General features: G+C 63.0%; 15 protein-coding genes. 9 read left to right on the top strand and 6 right to left on the bottom strand.

What is annotated here, in order from left to right; translation table 11 throughout:
* Window positions 1-58: 58 nt before the first annotated feature.
* Window positions 59-1420: a bifunctional UDP-N-acetylglucosamine diphosphorylase/glucosamine-1-phosphate N-acetyltransferase GlmU gene (gene glmU / locus ACW5W4_RS11045; protein WP_456689402.1), complete on the top strand. Its 1362-nt coding sequence runs from the start codon at window positions 59-61 to the stop codon at window positions 1418-1420.
* A 51-nt stretch (window positions 1421-1471) separates the two neighbouring features.
* Here glmU and creD read toward each other — a convergent pair whose 3' ends face one another.
* The 4 genes from creD to blrA all read right to left on the bottom strand — a co-directional run bounded on the left by creD (window position 1472) and on the right by blrA (window position 5934).
* Window positions 1472-2791 (bottom strand): cell envelope integrity protein CreD, encoded by a 1320-nt coding sequence (creD, locus tag ACW5W4_RS11040; protein ID WP_456689401.1) that lies wholly within the window; start codon window positions 2789-2791, stop codon window positions 1472-1474.
* Window positions 2792-2909: 118 nt separating this feature from the next.
* Window positions 2910-3704 carry a class D beta-lactamase gene (gene blaOXA / locus ACW5W4_RS11035; RefSeq protein WP_456689400.1) on the bottom strand — a complete coding sequence of 265 codons (795 nt, stop codon included), beginning with the start codon at window positions 3702-3704 and terminating at the stop codon, window positions 2910-2912.
* Between the two features lie 99 nt (window positions 3705-3803).
* Window positions 3804-5225 (bottom strand): beta-lactam sensor histidine kinase BlrB, encoded by a 1422-nt coding sequence (gene blrB / locus ACW5W4_RS11030; RefSeq protein WP_456689399.1) that lies wholly within the window; start codon window positions 5223-5225, stop codon window positions 3804-3806.
* A gap of 34 nt (window positions 5226-5259) precedes the next feature.
* Window positions 5260-5934 carry a beta-lactam response regulator transcription factor BlrA gene (gene blrA / locus ACW5W4_RS11025; protein WP_456689398.1) on the bottom strand — a complete coding sequence of 225 codons (675 nt, stop codon included), beginning with the start codon at window positions 5932-5934 and terminating at the stop codon, window positions 5260-5262.
* 122 nt (window positions 5935-6056) lie between these two features.
* On the opposite strand from blrA, the gene ACW5W4_RS11020 reads away from it, so the two are divergent.
* Together ACW5W4_RS11020 and glmS are read left to right on the top strand one after the other, a co-directional pair.
* Window positions 6057-6830, top strand: a complete 774-nt coding sequence (locus ACW5W4_RS11020; protein ID WP_456689397.1) for a DeoR/GlpR family DNA-binding transcription regulator — start codon at window positions 6057-6059, stop codon at window positions 6828-6830.
* 54 nt (window positions 6831-6884) lie between these two features.
* Window positions 6885-8717 (top strand): glutamine--fructose-6-phosphate transaminase (isomerizing), encoded by a 1833-nt coding sequence (gene glmS, locus ACW5W4_RS11015; protein ID WP_427262914.1) that lies wholly within the window; start codon window positions 6885-6887, stop codon window positions 8715-8717.
* Between the two features lie 60 nt (window positions 8718-8777).
* On the opposite strand, the gene ACW5W4_RS11010 is transcribed toward glmS, so the two are convergent.
* On the bottom strand, window positions 8778-9554 hold the full coding sequence (locus ACW5W4_RS11010; protein WP_042000438.1) for a helix-turn-helix transcriptional regulator: 777 nt from the start codon (window positions 9552-9554) through the stop codon (window positions 8778-8780).
* 209 nt (window positions 9555-9763) lie between these two features.
* On the opposite strand from ACW5W4_RS11010, the gene ACW5W4_RS11005 reads away from it, so the two are divergent.
* From ACW5W4_RS11005 to ACW5W4_RS10980, 6 genes are read left to right on the top strand one after another with little or no spacing between them, the layout of a single operon-like run.
* Window positions 9764-10522: a DUF3450 domain-containing protein gene (locus tag ACW5W4_RS11005; protein ID WP_456689396.1), complete on the top strand. Its 759-nt coding sequence runs from the start codon at window positions 9764-9766 to the stop codon at window positions 10520-10522.
* Window positions 10519-11808 (top strand): MotA/TolQ/ExbB proton channel family protein, encoded by a 1290-nt coding sequence (locus tag ACW5W4_RS11000; RefSeq protein ID WP_456689395.1) that lies wholly within the window; start codon window positions 10519-10521, stop codon window positions 11806-11808. The genes ACW5W4_RS11005 and ACW5W4_RS11000 overlap by 4 nt, the downstream gene beginning before the upstream one ends.
* Window positions 11805-12335, top strand: a complete 531-nt coding sequence (locus tag ACW5W4_RS10995; RefSeq protein WP_456689394.1) for a MotA/TolQ/ExbB proton channel family protein — start codon at window positions 11805-11807, stop codon at window positions 12333-12335. Before ACW5W4_RS11000 ends, ACW5W4_RS10995 begins: the two co-directional genes overlap by 4 nt.
* Window positions 12332-12733, top strand: a complete 402-nt coding sequence (locus tag ACW5W4_RS10990) for an ExbD/TolR family protein (protein WP_042000449.1) — start codon at window positions 12332-12334, stop codon at window positions 12731-12733. The genes ACW5W4_RS10995 and ACW5W4_RS10990 overlap by 4 nt, the downstream gene beginning before the upstream one ends.
* Entirely contained in the window at window positions 12730-13392 is a 663-nt protein-coding gene (locus ACW5W4_RS10985; RefSeq protein ID WP_456689393.1) for a TonB family protein, read from the top strand. The genes ACW5W4_RS10990 and ACW5W4_RS10985 overlap by 4 nt, the downstream gene beginning before the upstream one ends.
* Before the next feature lie 2 nt (window positions 13393-13394).
* Window positions 13395-14579: a hypothetical protein gene (locus tag ACW5W4_RS10980; RefSeq protein ID WP_456689392.1), complete on the top strand. Its 1185-nt coding sequence runs from the start codon at window positions 13395-13397 to the stop codon at window positions 14577-14579.
* 10 nt (window positions 14580-14589) lie between these two features.
* Here the strand turns inward: ACW5W4_RS10980 and ACW5W4_RS10975 are convergent.
* The coding region (locus tag ACW5W4_RS10975; protein WP_456689391.1) for a hypothetical protein at window positions 14590-14781 on the bottom strand (192 nt) is incomplete at its 5' end.

Genomic DNA, 14781 nt, shown 5'->3' with positions numbered 1-14781 from the left:
TTTTTTTGCCCGTTCGATAGACTCCGCCGAGCATTTCTTCATGTTTCAAAGGCTGGCTATGTCTCTCAACGTCGTGATCCTGGCTGCGGGTAAAGGTACCCGCATGCGCTCCGTACTGCCCAAGGTGCTGCACCCTGTCGCCAACAAACCCATGGTGTCCCATGTGATCGACACCGCCCGCCAGATAGGGGCCGAGCAACTGCACCTGGTCTATGGCCACGGCGCCGAGCTGCTGAAAGAGCGGATCGCCGCCCCGGATCTGAACTGGGTGTTGCAGGCCCAGCAGCTGGGGACCGGCCATGCCGTCGCCCAGGCGATCCCGTTCTGGAAAGATGAAGACGACGTGCTGGTGCTCTACGGCGATACCCCGCTGATCCAGCCCGAGACCCTGCAACGGCTGCTGGCCGCCAAGACCGACGACGGCATGGCGCTGCTGACCGTGGTGCTGGACAACCCCACCGGCTACGGCCGCATCGTCCGTGAAAACGGCCAAGTGGTCGGCATCGTCGAGCAGAAGGATGCCAATGCCGAACAGCTCGCCATCCGCGAGGTGAATACCGGCGTGCTGGTGGCCAAGGGCGCCGATTTGCGTGGCTGGCTGTCCCGTCTGGACAACAAGAACGCCCAGGGGGAGTTCTATCTCACCGACGTCATCGCCATGGCCCATGGGGATGGCTGCCCCATCGCCGCGGTCCACCCGGACAGCGCCATGGAGGTGGAAGGGGCCAACAACCGGGTCCAGCTGGCGGCCCTCGAGCGCAGCTATCAGCAGATGCAGGCCGAGAGGCTGATGATCGCCGGCGCTACCCTGATAGACCCCGCCCGCTTCGATCTGCGCGGCACGCTCGAGATCGGGGAAGAGGTGGTGATCGACGTCAACGTCATCATCGAGGGCAGGGTCAAGCTCGGCAACCATGTGCGCATCGGTGCAGGCAGCGTCCTCAAGGATTGCGAGATTGGCGATCACAGCGAGGTGAAGCCCTACTCCGTCATCGAGGGTGCCCAGGTGGCGGATCAGTGCTCGGTCGGCCCCTTCGCCCGCCTGCGCCCGGGGGCCGTGCTGGAGCAGGATGCCCACGTCGGAAACTTCGTCGAGATGAAGAAATCCCGGCTCGGTGTGGGCTCCAAGTGTGGTCATCTGACCTATCTGGGGGATGCGGACATCGGCGCCAAGGTGAACATAGGGGCCGGTACCATTACTTGTAATTATGATGGGGTGAACAAGTTCCAGACCATCATAGAGGATGACGTCTTCGTCGGCTCAGATACCCAGCTGGTGGCGCCGGTGCGCATCGGCAAGGGGGCGACCCTGGGGGCCGGCTCCACCATCACCAAGGATGTGGCCGAGCACGAGCTGGTGATCACCCGGGTGGCCCAGCGCCACATCAAGCATTGGGCCCGTCCGGTCAAGAAGAAGTGATACCCGATCAATGAAATGCAAACCGGCGCCCTCAGGGCGCCGGTTTCGTTTTCAGCTCTCCTGGCTTGGGGAAGAGGAAGGGGGCGGGTTGCCCATCACCCCATACCAGTCCAGCTTGCGGGTCAGCACCATGATCAGCGCCAGTATGGCGAACAGCAGCAGGGCGCCGAGCAGCAGGGCTGTCTCCTCGGCCTGCAGCAGGCCGAACAGGATGGCGTAGACCAACCCCAGCAGGGCGGCGAATCCCACTCCCTGTTTCGGGCCGCCCAGCACATGGCTCAGGTAGAAGCCGTTGAGGGCCACGCTGGCGAGGGTGGCAATGAGATAGGCCCAGCCAAAGCCGAGATGCTCGGTCAGCGCCAGCAGTACCAGATAGAAGATGGCCAGCCCCATGCCCACCAGGGCGTACTGGATAGGGTGCACCCTCAGCCCCTTGAGCAGCTCGAACATGAAGAAGCTGAGGAAGGTGAGGCCGATGAACAGCAGGGCATACTTGGCCGCCCGCTCGTTTTGCTGATAGTGATCCACCGGTTGCACCAGGCTGACGCTGAAGCTGGGTAGACGTTCCGAGTCCCTCTGGATCATGTCGTGGAACTTGTTTTCCATGTCTGTGGCAAACCAGCTGGTCTGCCAATCGGCATTGAAACCTTGCTCGTTTACGGTGCGGATGGCTGGCAGGAAATCACCGAGGAAGTTGGGGTGGGGCCAGTTACCAGACAAGGCCAGCTTGCTGTCACGACCGACCGGGATCAGGGTGAATTTCTCCATGCCCTGCAGGGAAATCCTGACATCGAATTTCCCTCCTTGCAGTTGTCTGGTCGTCAGCGGGACATGCACGCCGGGCAGGGTGCCAAGCCGGGATCCGGGGGTGACGGTCAGTGGCTCGTTGCTGAGGGTGATGGTCGGGATCTGAGTAATGCCGCGCGCATCTGAGACGGCCAGGCTGAGATAGGGTTGGCCGGGAACGCTGTTGCGTGGGGGCTGCCAATCAGGGAGTGCTGGCAATTGGCCGGTGAGAGTGACGTTGGCCTGATACACCTGGGCCTGGTAGATGCCAAGCTTGCGTGGCGTGACCTCCATGTTAGCCGTGGCAGTGAGCTGTTCTGGCAACAGGTAGCGGTAGCGTGTCTCCACCTCCCTCCTGGTTTCCTTGCCATCGGTCAGGATCAGTTCGCGTGTGTACGGGAGGACGATGACGGGGCCCGTTAGGCGCTGCGGTCCACTCGTACTGGCCATTATCTGTTTGATGGCTTGTGAGCGGTAAACTTGGCGCTCCCGGTTCAGCTCCATGATGGCGTGAACCGGGATCATCATCAGCAGGCTGAGCAACGGCAGCAGCACTATCTTGTGGGTGAAAATCTGTTTGACCATGACGCCTCTCCTTGTTGTTGAACGGGAGTGTGCCGGGGTCGGGTGAAGGGAAGATGGGGCCCTGTGAAGTGGCGGTGAAGGGGGACAAAAAACCGGCGCCAGGCGCCGGTGGGAGCAATCACATCTTCTTGAGCTGCGCCGGTAGTGCGGCAAACACCTCTTCCTTCGCCTTGAGGGACGCGAACTGCTTGCCGGGCTTTTGCACGACCGTGTGGACGAAAATGAGCTTCTTGTCCTGCTTGCTGGCCCAGCCAATGAACCAGCCGATCTGCTGATCCTGATTGAGGCTGCCATCCAGCAGCTTGGGGTAGCCCATGCCGGTCTTGCCGTGGATCTGCCAGCCATCGATGTCGGGTTGACGCAGGATATTGGCCGTGTGCTGCAGCGTCTTGGCGGAGACCGGCAACTTGCCATTCACCATCTTGCCGAGGAAGCGGGCCTGCTCCTGGGGGCTGATGGTGAGGCTGGCGCTGAGCCAGGCCTGGGTCAGGCCGTCGTGCTTGCCCGGGTTGCCCGAGAGATCCCGGTTGCCGTAGTCGAAGCTGTCCACGTAGCGCTGGAAGCGCTCCATCCCCAGCCACTCGGTGAGACGCTGGGAGTACCAGACCACAGAGTAGGTGAGCCAGCGGCTCGGGGTGGTGGTCTCGCGCCAGGCTGGCAACCAGTCATCGTCGCCGGGTTTGAATGGCAGGGCGGGCAGCTGCTCATCCACCAGGAAGCCGCTGTCATAGCCCATCAGGGCCAGGGGGATCTTGAAGGTGGAGGCAGGGGGCAACTGGGCGGCGCACTCCCCCTGGCTACTGAAGGGTTTGCCGCTGCCATCGGCAAACAGCATGCAGCCGGACGCGGCGCTGGCGGGCAATGAACAGAGCAGACCGGCGGCAAGCAGGCCGGACAACAGCAGACGGGGCATATCTATCTCCTTGATTCATGGGAATGCGCATCGACGGGGAAGGTCGGCATCGAGGAGGCGCAGCTTAGTCCGGCTCTGTGTGCTTGGTGTGAAGTGCCCTCAATTGCCGGGCAGCCAGAGTTCGGCCAGCACGCCGCCTCCTGGCTGGTTGGCAAGGGTCAGTCGGCCGCCGTGTTGGCGCGCCACCTCCATGGCAAAGCTGAGCCCGAGGCCGCTGCTCTTGCCTTTGTCGGGTCTGGGCAGGGAGTAGAAGCGCTCGAAAATTCTGGGCAGCGCATAGTCGGGAATGCCTGGCCCCTGATCCCGCACCCGGAAGCTATATCCCCCTTGCTCCACGGCGCCGCTCAGCGCCAGAGTGCTGCCGATGGGAGAGAAATCGAGGGCGTTGTCCAGCAGGTTGCCGAGCGCCTGCTCCACCAGCAGGGGGTCCCACTTCTGCTTCTGGCCCTCCCCCAGCTCGGCGTGCAGGGTGATCTGGCGGCGCTGGGCCTGGATCTGGCGGGCATCGAGTACCCGTCTGCCCAGCCGGGCCGGCTCGACGGATTGCCTGTCCAGCCCCTGCCCCGATTCGAGGCGCGCCAGTTGCAGCATGCGCTCGATCAGCTGCTGCATGCGGGCCGTCTCCAGATTGATGTTGCCGATAAAGCGTTTCGCGGCGTCCGGCGGCGGCGCCTCGGCCAGGATCTCCCCCGCCCCGCGAATGGCGGCCAGCGGGCTCTTCAGCTCGTGGGTCAGGCTGTGGACATAGGCTTCGATATAGGCCTTGCCGTCCAGCTGGCGGCGCATGGTTTCCAGGGAGCGGCCGAGTCGGTCCAGCTCCGGGCTGTAGAGGCGCGGCAGGTTGGCGGGCTGCCCCTGGCTGACCGCATCGGCATAGTGAACCAGCTGGCCGATGGCGCGGGTGAGCCACCACACCAGCAGGGCGCCGATGAGCAGCGAGATGAACAGCAGCAGGGCCGCCCCTTTCAACAGCTGGTGTTCGCTGCGCTCTATCATAGGCAGCAGGGTACGGTTGGGCTTGGCGACGGTGAGGGAGCCCAGAATGTCCTTTCCTTCCCGCAAGGGGGCGGCCACGTGCATCACAGAGCTGGCGGGATCGTCGGGGTCACTGCGGGTGCTGCGGGCGCCATATTCGCCGCGCAGGGTGAGGTAGACGTCGTTCCAGCGGGAATAGTCCTTGCCCAGATCCACCCCGTCCGAGTCGTAGACCACCTTGCCCTTGGCGTCGACCACATAGATGCGGTACTCCGCCTGCTGCTTGAGGTGGCCGTCGATGAGGGCATTGATGGGGCCCTGGTTGAGGCGGGCGAAGGCGCTGGCCAGCCGACCGTCCGCCATCTTCCCCTCCTGCATGTCGTCCAGGGCCAGGGGAGCCAGCATCTGGGCCATGTCCACCAGGGTATCTTCGGTGGCGCTGCGTACCCCGGGTTTGATCTCCTCGACGAAGATCTCCAGCACGAACCAGGCCGCCAGGGCGAAGATCAGCACCAGGCCGCACAGCAGTTGCAATCCAATTCTCATCTCATCCCCCGGCCGGTGCTTGGCAACCTTGAGTTCATGCCAGCTCCAGGCTGTAGCCCAGCCCGCGATGGGTCAGGATGAGATTGGCGTCCGGATCCCGCTCCCGCAGCTTGGCGCGCAGGGTCTTGATGTGGGTGTCGACGGTGCGATCCAGGCTCTCTTCCGCGTCCTGCCACACCAGATCCATCAGCTGCTGGCGGGAGTAGACCCGGCCCGGCGCCTGCATCAGCGTCTTGAGCAGCAGGTACTCGTAGCGGGTGAGGGCCAGCGGCTGCCCCAGGAAGCAGATGCGGGCCCGCTCCTCGTCCAGAATGAGGGCCTGACTCGGCTGGGTGGCGGCCGGCTGGCTGCGGCGCAGGATGACCCGCACCCTGGCGCACACCTCCCGGGGCGAGAAGGGCTTGGCCACGTAGTCGTCGGCGCCTATTTCCAGCCCGATTAGCCTGTCTATCTCCTCGCTGCGGGCGGTGAGAAACATCAGGGGCACATCGGTCAGGGCCCGCACCCGCTTGCACAGTTCGAAACCGCCGATGTCCGGCAGCCCCACATCCAGGATCAAAAAATCCGGTCGCGTCTGTTCCAGTCGCGCCAGCAGCGGCTGGCCGAGGGGGAACCACTCCACCTCGAAGCCGTCGGTCTGCAAGGCGTAGATCAGGGTATCGGCAATGCTGGCCTCATCTTCCACCAGCCAGATGAGTCGTTTGTCCATGGCGTCCTCGTCACAAATTGGCCCTTCATTCTGGCATCGAACCACATCGGATCCTATTTGCCGTTTGATTTTTCCCGAAAAGGCATTAATATTTCGACATTCTTTCGAATCGAAACTTAAAGATGACCAAACGCAACACACAGCAGCGCCGTCACACCATAGTGAGCCTGGTGCAGGAGCAGGGGGAAGTCAGCGTCGATGCCCTGGCCAAGCACTTCTCCACCTCGGAAGTGACCATCCGCAAGGACCTGGCGGTGCTGGAGACCGGTGGCCTGCTGCTGCGCCGTTACGGTGGCGCCGTGCCGCTGCCGAGCGAGATGGTGGTGGACAGCAACCCGGATCAGGTTTCGAAACGAAAGCTGGCCATCGCCCGCGCCGCCGCCGAGCGGATCCGCGATCACAACCGCATCATCATCGACAGCGGCAGCACCACCAGCGCCATGATCCCCATGCTGGGCAACAAGCGCGGCCTCATCGTCATGACCAACTCCCTCAACGTGGCCGGTGCCCTGCGGGAGCTGGAAAACGAGCCCACCCTGCTGATGACCGGCGGCACCTGGGATCCCCACTCCGAATCCTTCCAGGGTCAGGTGGCGGAGCAGGTGCTGCGCTCCTATGACTTCGACCAGCTGTTCATCGGCGCCGATGGCATAGACCCGGAGCGGGGCACCACCACCTTTAACGAGCTGGTGGGCCTCTCCCGGGTGATGGCCGAGGTCTCCCGCGAGGTCATCGTCATGGTGGAGTCGGAGAAGATAGGCCGCAAGATCCCCAATCTCGAGCTGCCCTGGTCCGGCATCCATACCCTGGTGACCGACGAGGGGCTGGACGGCGAGGCCAGAGCACAGATCCAGGCCAGGGGGATCCAGCTTGTCTGCGCCCCCGTGGCGGTTTGACCCAAACATCCATTATCCAATCGAATTAACGTCTTACGTTTCAAGGAGAAGTCTATGTGTGGCATCGTCGGGGCCGTGGCCCAACGTGATGTGGCTGAAATTTTGGTAGAGGGCCTGCGCCGTCTGGAATACCGCGGCTATGACTCCGCCGGGGTGGCCGTGTTCAGCGCCAACCAGCCGCTGCAGCGGGTGCGTCGCCTCGGCAAGGTAGCCGAACTGGCCAAGGCGCTGGAAGAGCAGTCCGTCCACGGCGGCACCGGCATTGCCCACACCCGCTGGGCTACCCATGGCGAGCCGTCCGAGCGCAATGCCCACCCCCACGTCTCCGAGCATATAGTCGTGGTGCACAACGGCATTATCGAGAACCACGAAGCGCTGCGGGAAGAGTTGCAGGCGCTGGGCTATGTGTTCAGCTCCGACACCGACACCGAGGTGATCGCCCACCTGGTGCACCACGAGCTGAAATCCGCCCCCAGCCTGCTGGCGGCCATGCAGGTGGCGGTGAAGCAGCTGCGCGGCGCCTACGGCACAGTGGTGATGGACAGCCGTGACGACAGCCGCGTGGTGGTGGCCCGCTCCGGCTCCCCCCTGGTGATCGGCCGCGGCATCGGCGAGAACTTCATCGCCTCCGACCAGATGGCCCTGCTGCCGGTGACCCGCCGCTTCATCTTCCTGGAAGAGGGGGACGTGGCCGAGGTGACCCGTCGCGACGTGCACATCTTCGATACCGACGGGAATGCAGTGGTGCGCGAGGAGCTGGAGTCCGAGCTCTCCCACGATGCCGGTGACAAGGGTGAATATCGTCACTACATGCTCAAAGAGATCTACGAGCAACCCAAGGCCATCACCAACACCCTGGAAGGCCGCCTGGGCAGCGATCACGTGGTGGTCGAGTCCTTCGGCAACGGCGCACGCGCCATCTTCGACAAGGTCGAGCACGTCCAGATCGTGGCCTGCGGCACCTCCTACAACTCCGGCATGGTGGCCCGCTACTGGTTCGAAGAGATTGCCGGCGTCTCCTGCGACGTGGAGATCGCCTCCGAGTTCCGCTACCGCAAGTCGGTGGTGCGCCCCAACAGCCTGCTGGTGACCCTCTCCCAGAGCGGCGAGACCGCCGATACCCTGGCGGCCCTGCGTCTGGCCAAGGAGTCCGGTTACATGAGCTCGCTCGCCATCTGCAACGTGCCGGGCTCCTCCCTGGTGCGCGAATCGGATCTCGCCTTTATGACCCGCGCGGGGGCAGAAATCGGGGTGGCCTCCACCAAGGCATTCACCACCCAGTTGGCCGGCCTGCTGATGCTGGTGGCCTCCGTCGGTCACTGCCGTGGCCACCTGAGCGCCGCCGCCGAGGCCGAACTGGTCAAGGCGCTGCAAGCCCTGCCACTGCGCATCAAGGAGAGCCTGGCTCTGGCCAAGCAGATCGAGACCCTGGCCGAAGAGTTTGCCGACAAGCACCACAGCCTGTTCCTCGGTCGTGGCAGCCAGTACCCCATCGCCATGGAGGGGGCGCTCAAACTCAAGGAGATCTCCTACATCCACGCCGAGGCCTATGCCGCCGGTGAGCTCAAGCATGGCCCGCTGGCGCTGATCGATGCCGAGATGCCCATCATAGTGGTGGCGCCGAACAACGACCTGCTGGAGAAGCTCAAGTCCAACGTGGAAGAGGTGCGTGCCCGCGGCGGCATCCTCTACGTGTTCGCGGATGCCGACGCCGGCTTCAAGAGCGACGAGACCATGCGGGTGATGAGCCTGAACCACGTGGAAGAGATGATTGCGCCCATCGTCTATACCGTGCCGTTGCAGCTGCTCTCCTACCACGTCGCCCTCATCAAGGGCACAGATGTGGATCAGCCGCGCAACCTGGCGAAATCCGTGACCGTGGAATAATGCTGTCTTGAACAACAAAAAGAGCCGCATCTGCGGCTCTTTTTGTTTTGGCAAACCGGGCTATGACAGCCGCAGGTTGGTGATGGTCACGTCGGTCAGGGAGGGCACTATGATGCCGCTGGAGATCCCCTTGGCGATGGCCTGGCTGCGATTCTTGGAATCCGTCTTGTTGGTCACCTGGTTGAGGTGGAAGTTCACGGTGCGCTCGCTGATGCCGAGTATGGTAGCTATCTCCCAGGAGGTCTTGCCCTCGCTGGCCCAGAACAGGCACTCCTTCTCCCGATCCGACAGCTCGGTCAGGTACTTCATCAGGTCCGGCCTGGCCTTGATCAGGGTCAGGGCCGAATTGAAGATGTAGCTGGCGCAGAACGACAGCAAGGGAACGTTTTCAAACATCAGTTCGGAGTCGGAGCGTTCCTTGGTGATGAAGGAGAGGATGCCGTGTTCCCCTTGCGGGGTGTGCAGCGGAAAGGAGACGCCATTGCGCACGCCGAAGTCGGCGGCCAGGTTCATCACCTCCTGGCTGGCGCTGGGCAGCCAGGGGGAGGTGCAGTCGAGCTGGTTCCAGAAGATGGGCTGGGTCTGTTTCAGGCCCAGATGCACCACGGGATCCTGGGTCAGGAACTGCTTCTCCGAATAGGCATTGAACCAGCTGGTGGGGCAGTTGTTGAACAGGGCGACGTGGGATTTCTGCATGCTGATGGGAAAAATAATCAACAAACGGAAGTAATCAAACCCCATCTGGTGGCTGAAACGCTCCAGAAGCTGCTGAATGTCGCTGGTTTTCTTGGCCCTGGCAAACCTGTCTATGTGTTCCCATATGGCGTCGTTAAACATTCTATTCTCCCGTTTCGACCGCTATCTCGCTGATCGAAAAGATATTTTTTAGTTATAAATTTGGTGTTGCTTATGCCAACGCCAGTAAATCCCGTGTTTGTCTAAAAATTATCCTGCTTTTTTCCTCTCAGGCCAAGGGGGGATGTCGATTGATACTAGCGCCATCATTTGAAATAATGAGAATAGTTATCATTGTTAAGATTCATCCTATGAGCAAGTTATGGTGTCTGGCCCTGTTGCCATTATCGATCTCCCTCTCGGTTTGTGCCGACGATTTGGTCAAACCCAGCCTCAAGGCGAGCATTGCCGCCGGTCAGGCGTCTCAGCAGCGCGTTGAGAAGGCGGCAGATGCCGCCATGGCCGCACGGCAGGAGCTGCAAAATGCCGAGCTGCAGCTGCGCGATCTCGAAGCCTACAACAGCTACATGCGTTCTCTGGTCGAGGATCAACGCGGCGAGCTGACTCGCCTCGAGAGTCAGCTCGGAGCGGTGGAGGAGACCCGTCAGGGCCTGATCCCGCTGATGCTGCAGATGCAGAGCGAACTGGCCGAGCTGGTGCAACGTGACGTGCCACTGCGTAAAGAGGAGCGGTTGGCCCGGGTCGAAGGGTTGAAAGTGACCCTTTCCCGCAGCGACGTGAGCGAGGCGGAGAAGTTTCGTCAGTTGCTGCAGGCCTATCAGATCGAGGCCGAATACGGCAATCGGCTCGATGCCTACTCGGCCGAGCTGACCCTGGATGGCGCGCCGCGCCGGGTAGAGGTGCTGGCCGTGGGCCGGGTGGCTCTGCTGGCCATGACGGCGGATCACAGCCTGGCCTGGCGCTGGTCGGCACAGGAAAAGACCTGGCAGCCGCTGGATAGCCTATGGTTCGGCCCGCTCTCCGACGCCTTTGCCATGGCAAAAGACAAGGGGGTACCCCAGTTGTTGCAACTGCCGCTCTCCGTGGCCCTGCAGGAGACCCAGTCATGAAACAGCTTCCCCTCATCATTGCCCTGATGCTGGTTCAACCCGCCCTGGCCAACGAGAACTGGCAGGTCCAGGAACAACTCAGGGAGCAAGAGGCCAACCAGGAGCTCGGCGACGTCAGCAAGAGCCTGGCCAGTGCCCGCGCCAGGCTCAATGCCGCCCAGCAACAGAGCAAACAGCTGGCGAGCGAATTTGCCGACAACGAGAAACGGCTGGGTGAACTGAAAGCCCAGTGGCAGCAGGCGGCCAGCGACATGGATCAGGTCTTTGCCGTCGCGCGTCAGGGGGCCGGCGATGCGGTCAAGCTGCTCGGCGGCTCGGCCATGCAGGGACAGTTTGCCGATCGCCTGCTGCCGCTGCAGCAGATGAGCAAGGAGCAGGATGTGCCGGATCGCGCCGCCCTGGCTCAATTGCCTGCCCTGCTGATGCAGGAGATAGAAGGATCTGCCCAGGTGACCCGCTTCGAGGCGGATGTGCTCGATGGTCAGGGGGCCAGTGCCACCCAGCAGGTGACCCGCATCGGCAGCTTCATGCTGGTGGGGCAGGATGGTTTGCTGCAAGCCGGGGCCGATGGCCTGGCCCCTGTGCTCGGTCTGCCGGCCAGCCTGAACGGTACCGCCCTCGCCTATGGCGGCGCTGAGGGAGAGGCCGCCGTGATCGACCCCTCCCATGGGGTCTTGCTCGCCATGCAGACCCAGGCCCCCAGCCTCTGGCAGCAGATCCAGCAGGGTGGCAAGGTGGGCGCCATCATAGTGTTGCTGGCCGTGATTGGCCTTGGCATCGCGGCGGTGCGGCTCTGGAGCCTCTCTCGCGAGCTGGGCAGGGTGCGTCGTCAGCTTGCCAGCGGTGACTATCATGCCGACAACGCCCTCGGGCGGGTGCTGCAGGTGGCGGACAAGCACCCCGAGATCCCCATGGAAACCCTGGAGTTGAGGCTGGATGAGGCGATCCTGCAGGAGACGCCACGGCTGGAACGAGGCCTTGGCATGGTCAAGGTGATCGCCGCCCTGGCGCCCATGTTGGGGCTGCTCGGCACCGTGACCGGCATGATAGGCACCTTCCAGTCCATCACCCTGTTTGGCACGGGCGATCCCAAGATCATGGCCGGCGGCATCTCGATGGCGCTGATCACCACCGTCATGGGGCTGGTGGCGGCGATCCCGCTCATCCTCTCCCATAGCCTGTTGCAGTCGCGCTTCGTCGAGCTCTCCAACGTGCTGGAACAGCAGGTGGCCGGCATTCTGGCTGAGCGTGCGGAAGGCAAGGTTCGCACGGAGCGGGCGGCATGATGCTGGATGTCTGGCACCAGGTGCAGAGCTTCATGGGCCGAGGCGGTCCCGTGCTCTGGGTCATCCTGGCCATGCTGGCGCTGATGTGGATCCTGATCATCGAGCGCTTGCTCTATCTCAATCTGGGTTACGGCGCCCTGCGCCGCCGGCTGCAGGCGGACTGGCAGGCCAGGGCGGAACACGGCAGCTGGCATGCCCGCGCCATTCGCGGCCGCTGGCTGGCCCAGGCCGAGCTGGAGCTGGGTCGCCACCTGATCCTGATCCGTACCCTGGTGGTGCTCTGCCCCATGCTGGGGTTGCTGGGCACAGTAACCGGCATGATAGGGGTGTTCGACACCCTGGCGGCGGCCAATCGCTTTAACCCCGAGAGCATGGCGGGGGGGATCTCCCGGGCCACCATTCCCACCATGGCGGGCATGGTGGTCGCCCTGCTCGGCGTATTGTTACTCAGTCGTCTCGACAGCCAGGCCAAACGCGCCCTGGCTGCCACCCGGGACGGGCTGCGCGAAGAGAAGGTATTACCATGAGACGCCAACCCAAGCGCGTGCGTGATGAAGTGCAGATCGACATGACCCCCATGCTCGACATCGTCTTCATCATGTTGATCTTCTTTATTGTGACCACCTCCTTCGTGCGCGAGGCCGGGCTCGAGGTCAACAGACCCCAGGCGAGTCAGGCGAAGGCGCAGAAGTCCTCCAGCATCATGCTGGCAATCGGCGAGCAGGGGCAGATCTTCCTCGATCGCAAGCAGATCGACATCGAGAGGGTGCAGGCCAGCCTGGCACGCATGCTGGCGGAACAGCCCGAATCCAGTCTGGTGATCCAGGCCGACGAGCGGGTGCCCCATGGCAAGGTGGTGCGGGTGATGGACGAGGCCAAGGCCGCCGGCATCGCCAATATAGCGGTGGCGGTATCCGCGCCATGAAGTGGAAGCTGATGAGCCTGGCCCTGGGCCTGTTGTTGAGCCTGGGCATACTGCTGTTCATGGCCGCGCTGGTCGAACCGCCCAAGGAGCGGGCCCAGAGCAGCGAGCAGGCCCCCATCGTCATCCGGATGCAGGCCGAGCAGAGCGAGGTGGCGCAGCGCGAGCGCCCCATCCCGCCCAAGCCGGAGCCCCTGCCCGAGCCTCCGGCTGCCCTCTCCCTGAGCCCCATGCCGACGCCGCCAACCCCGGCCTTGCCCACGGTTCAGCCCAACCTGGATCTGGTCGCCGACCTGAGCCCGGTGCAGGTGGCGGCCCCCGGGGTGATGGCGGCGCCAGCTCCGGCAGCCGTTGCCGCGGGCAACCCTCATGGTCAGTTGGGTGGGATCGGCAGCAGCGACATACTGACCCCGTTGCAACGGATCGAACCCAGCTATCCCTACCGGGCGCAGCAGGCGGGCATCGAAGGATTCGTCACCCTGAGCTTCAGCGTGGATGCCGAAGGTCGGGTGCAGGATGTGACCGTGGTCGACGCCAAGCCAAGACGTCAGTTCGAGCGCGCCGCTATTCAGGCGGTGAGCAAGTGGCGCTATCAACCCAGACCGGGGGCGAGCGACAAGCTGCCCCAGGTGATCACCCTCAAGTTCAAGTTGGAGTCATGATTATGTTGCGGATCTGGATCTGCCTGTTGGCCCTGCTGAGTGCGAGCAGCTGGGCCATGGAGGTGAGCCCGCACTTCTCTCGTCAGCTGGCACCCGTGCTCAAGCTTTATCAGTCCGGCCAGTTCCAGCAGGCCCAGAGCCGGGCCCGCGAACTCAAACCGGGTTCCGAATCGGAACGTGCCTGGCTGGCGCAGCTCAATGCCTCCCTGGCTGCCAACTTGCAGCAGACGGCCCAGGCGAGCCGATATGTGGAACAGGCGCTCTCCTATAAAGAGTGGCCAGAGGCGCAACTGCTTCAGCTGCTGCGCCTGAAGGGGGATATCCAGGCCCAGCAGTCGGACTGGCGTGGCGCCATCAGCAGCTATCGCGCCGTATTGGCCAGGCAGCCGAGCAACGAACTCAGGCTGCGTCTGGCGGGCCTCTATTACCATGACAAGCAGTACGACGAAGCCATCCGCCAGAGCGATCAGCTGCTCAAGCAGGGTTGGCAGAAGCCGGTGGCGCTGATCCGTCTCTCGGCCCTGACCTCCCTGCAGCGCTATGCCCAGGCCGCCGATCAGGCGGGGGAGCTGATCCGCCGTGAACCGAACGAGAGCCGCTGGTGGCAACAGGCCGTCGCATTGAACATCTCGGCCAAGCGGGGCGATCAGGCCCTGGCTTTACTGCAGACTGCCCTCGATCGCGGCCTGATGGACGAAGCGTCGACCCGCACTCAGCTCATTCGCCTCTATGGTTGGCAAGGCTTGCCTTATCGCGGAGCCCGCCTGCTGGAAAATGCCATGGCGAAGGGGCAATTGAAGCAGAATGTGGAAAACCAGCGTCTGTTGGCCCAGCTGTGGGAAGGGGCGAGGGAATGGCCCAAGGCCATCGTCAGCTGGCAGACCCTGGCCAGGCAGGCAGCCCAGACAGATGCCGGATTGCGGGCGGCCGAACTGCTGCTGCTGCGGGGGGAAACCGAGGCGGCCATGACGCAATTGGCGGCGACGGGGCAACATCGCAGCGAGCAGGGGCGCAGGGTCAAGGGACAGCTGGTGCAAGCCCTGCTCAACCAGCAGCAATATCAGAAAGCCATGGTGCTGGCCCGTGAACTGAAAGCGGAAGGGGGAAGCGTCTGGCAGGTACGCGCCGAGCGCTGGCTTAGCTATATAGAAGCACGCCAGCAGGAATCGAACAAAAAGTCGGCGTAACAGGGGTTAATCAGGTTGTTTTGGTGGTTTGAGGGCAAAAAGTGAGCGGTCGCACCGTTTTGGCTAAAAATCCCTTGTCATCCCGGCCCGGCTCCCTATAATGCGCCCCTACCAGCACGGCGGAACACGCCGCACTGATGAGCCAGCTTCCTAGCGAGGTGGGCGCCGAAAGAAAAGTGAAAACAACCGCTTGACTTTCGAA

The sequence above is a fragment of the Aeromonas crassostreae genome (genome assembly GCF_054052445.1).
This window is presented reverse-complemented; position numbering and strand designations above follow the sequence as displayed.

What these genes read in the sequence shown, in the direction of transcription:
- ACW5W4_RS10995 (WP_456689394.1), top strand. Translation starts at nt 11,805, where the DNA reads ATGATGCTGGATGTCTGGCACCAGGTGCAGAGCTTCATGGGCCGAGGC.
- blaOXA (WP_456689400.1), bottom strand. Translation starts at nt 3,704, where the DNA reads ATGCCCCGTCTGCTGTTGTCCGGCCTGCTTGCCGCCGGTCTGCTCTGT.
- glmU (WP_456689402.1), top strand. Translation starts at nt 59, where the DNA reads ATGTCTCTCAACGTCGTGATCCTGGCTGCGGGTAAAGGTACCCGCATG.
- ACW5W4_RS11020 (WP_456689397.1), top strand. Translation starts at nt 6,057, where the DNA reads ATGACCAAACGCAACACACAGCAGCGCCGTCACACCATAGTGAGCCTG.
- glmS (WP_427262914.1), top strand. Translation starts at nt 6,885, where the DNA reads ATGTGTGGCATCGTCGGGGCCGTGGCCCAACGTGATGTGGCTGAAATT.
- blrB (WP_456689399.1), bottom strand. Translation starts at nt 5,225, where the DNA reads ATGAGAATTGGATTGCAACTGCTGTGCGGCCTGGTGCTGATCTTCGCC.
- ACW5W4_RS11000 (WP_456689395.1), top strand. Translation starts at nt 10,519, where the DNA reads ATGAAACAGCTTCCCCTCATCATTGCCCTGATGCTGGTTCAACCCGCC.
- ACW5W4_RS10980 (WP_456689392.1), top strand. Translation starts at nt 13,395, where the DNA reads ATGTTGCGGATCTGGATCTGCCTGTTGGCCCTGCTGAGTGCGAGCAGC.
- ACW5W4_RS10985 (WP_456689393.1), top strand. Translation starts at nt 12,730, where the DNA reads ATGAAGTGGAAGCTGATGAGCCTGGCCCTGGGCCTGTTGTTGAGCCTG.
- ACW5W4_RS11010 (WP_042000438.1), bottom strand. Translation starts at nt 9,554, where the DNA reads ATGTTTAACGACGCCATATGGGAACACATAGACAGGTTTGCCAGGGCC.
- ACW5W4_RS10990 (WP_042000449.1), top strand. Translation starts at nt 12,332, where the DNA reads ATGAGACGCCAACCCAAGCGCGTGCGTGATGAAGTGCAGATCGACATG.
- blrA (WP_456689398.1), bottom strand. Translation starts at nt 5,934, where the DNA reads ATGGACAAACGACTCATCTGGCTGGTGGAAGATGAGGCCAGCATTGCC.
- ACW5W4_RS11005 (WP_456689396.1), top strand. Translation starts at nt 9,764, where the DNA reads ATGAGCAAGTTATGGTGTCTGGCCCTGTTGCCATTATCGATCTCCCTC.
- creD (WP_456689401.1), bottom strand. Translation starts at nt 2,791, where the DNA reads ATGGTCAAACAGATTTTCACCCACAAGATAGTGCTGCTGCCGTTGCTC.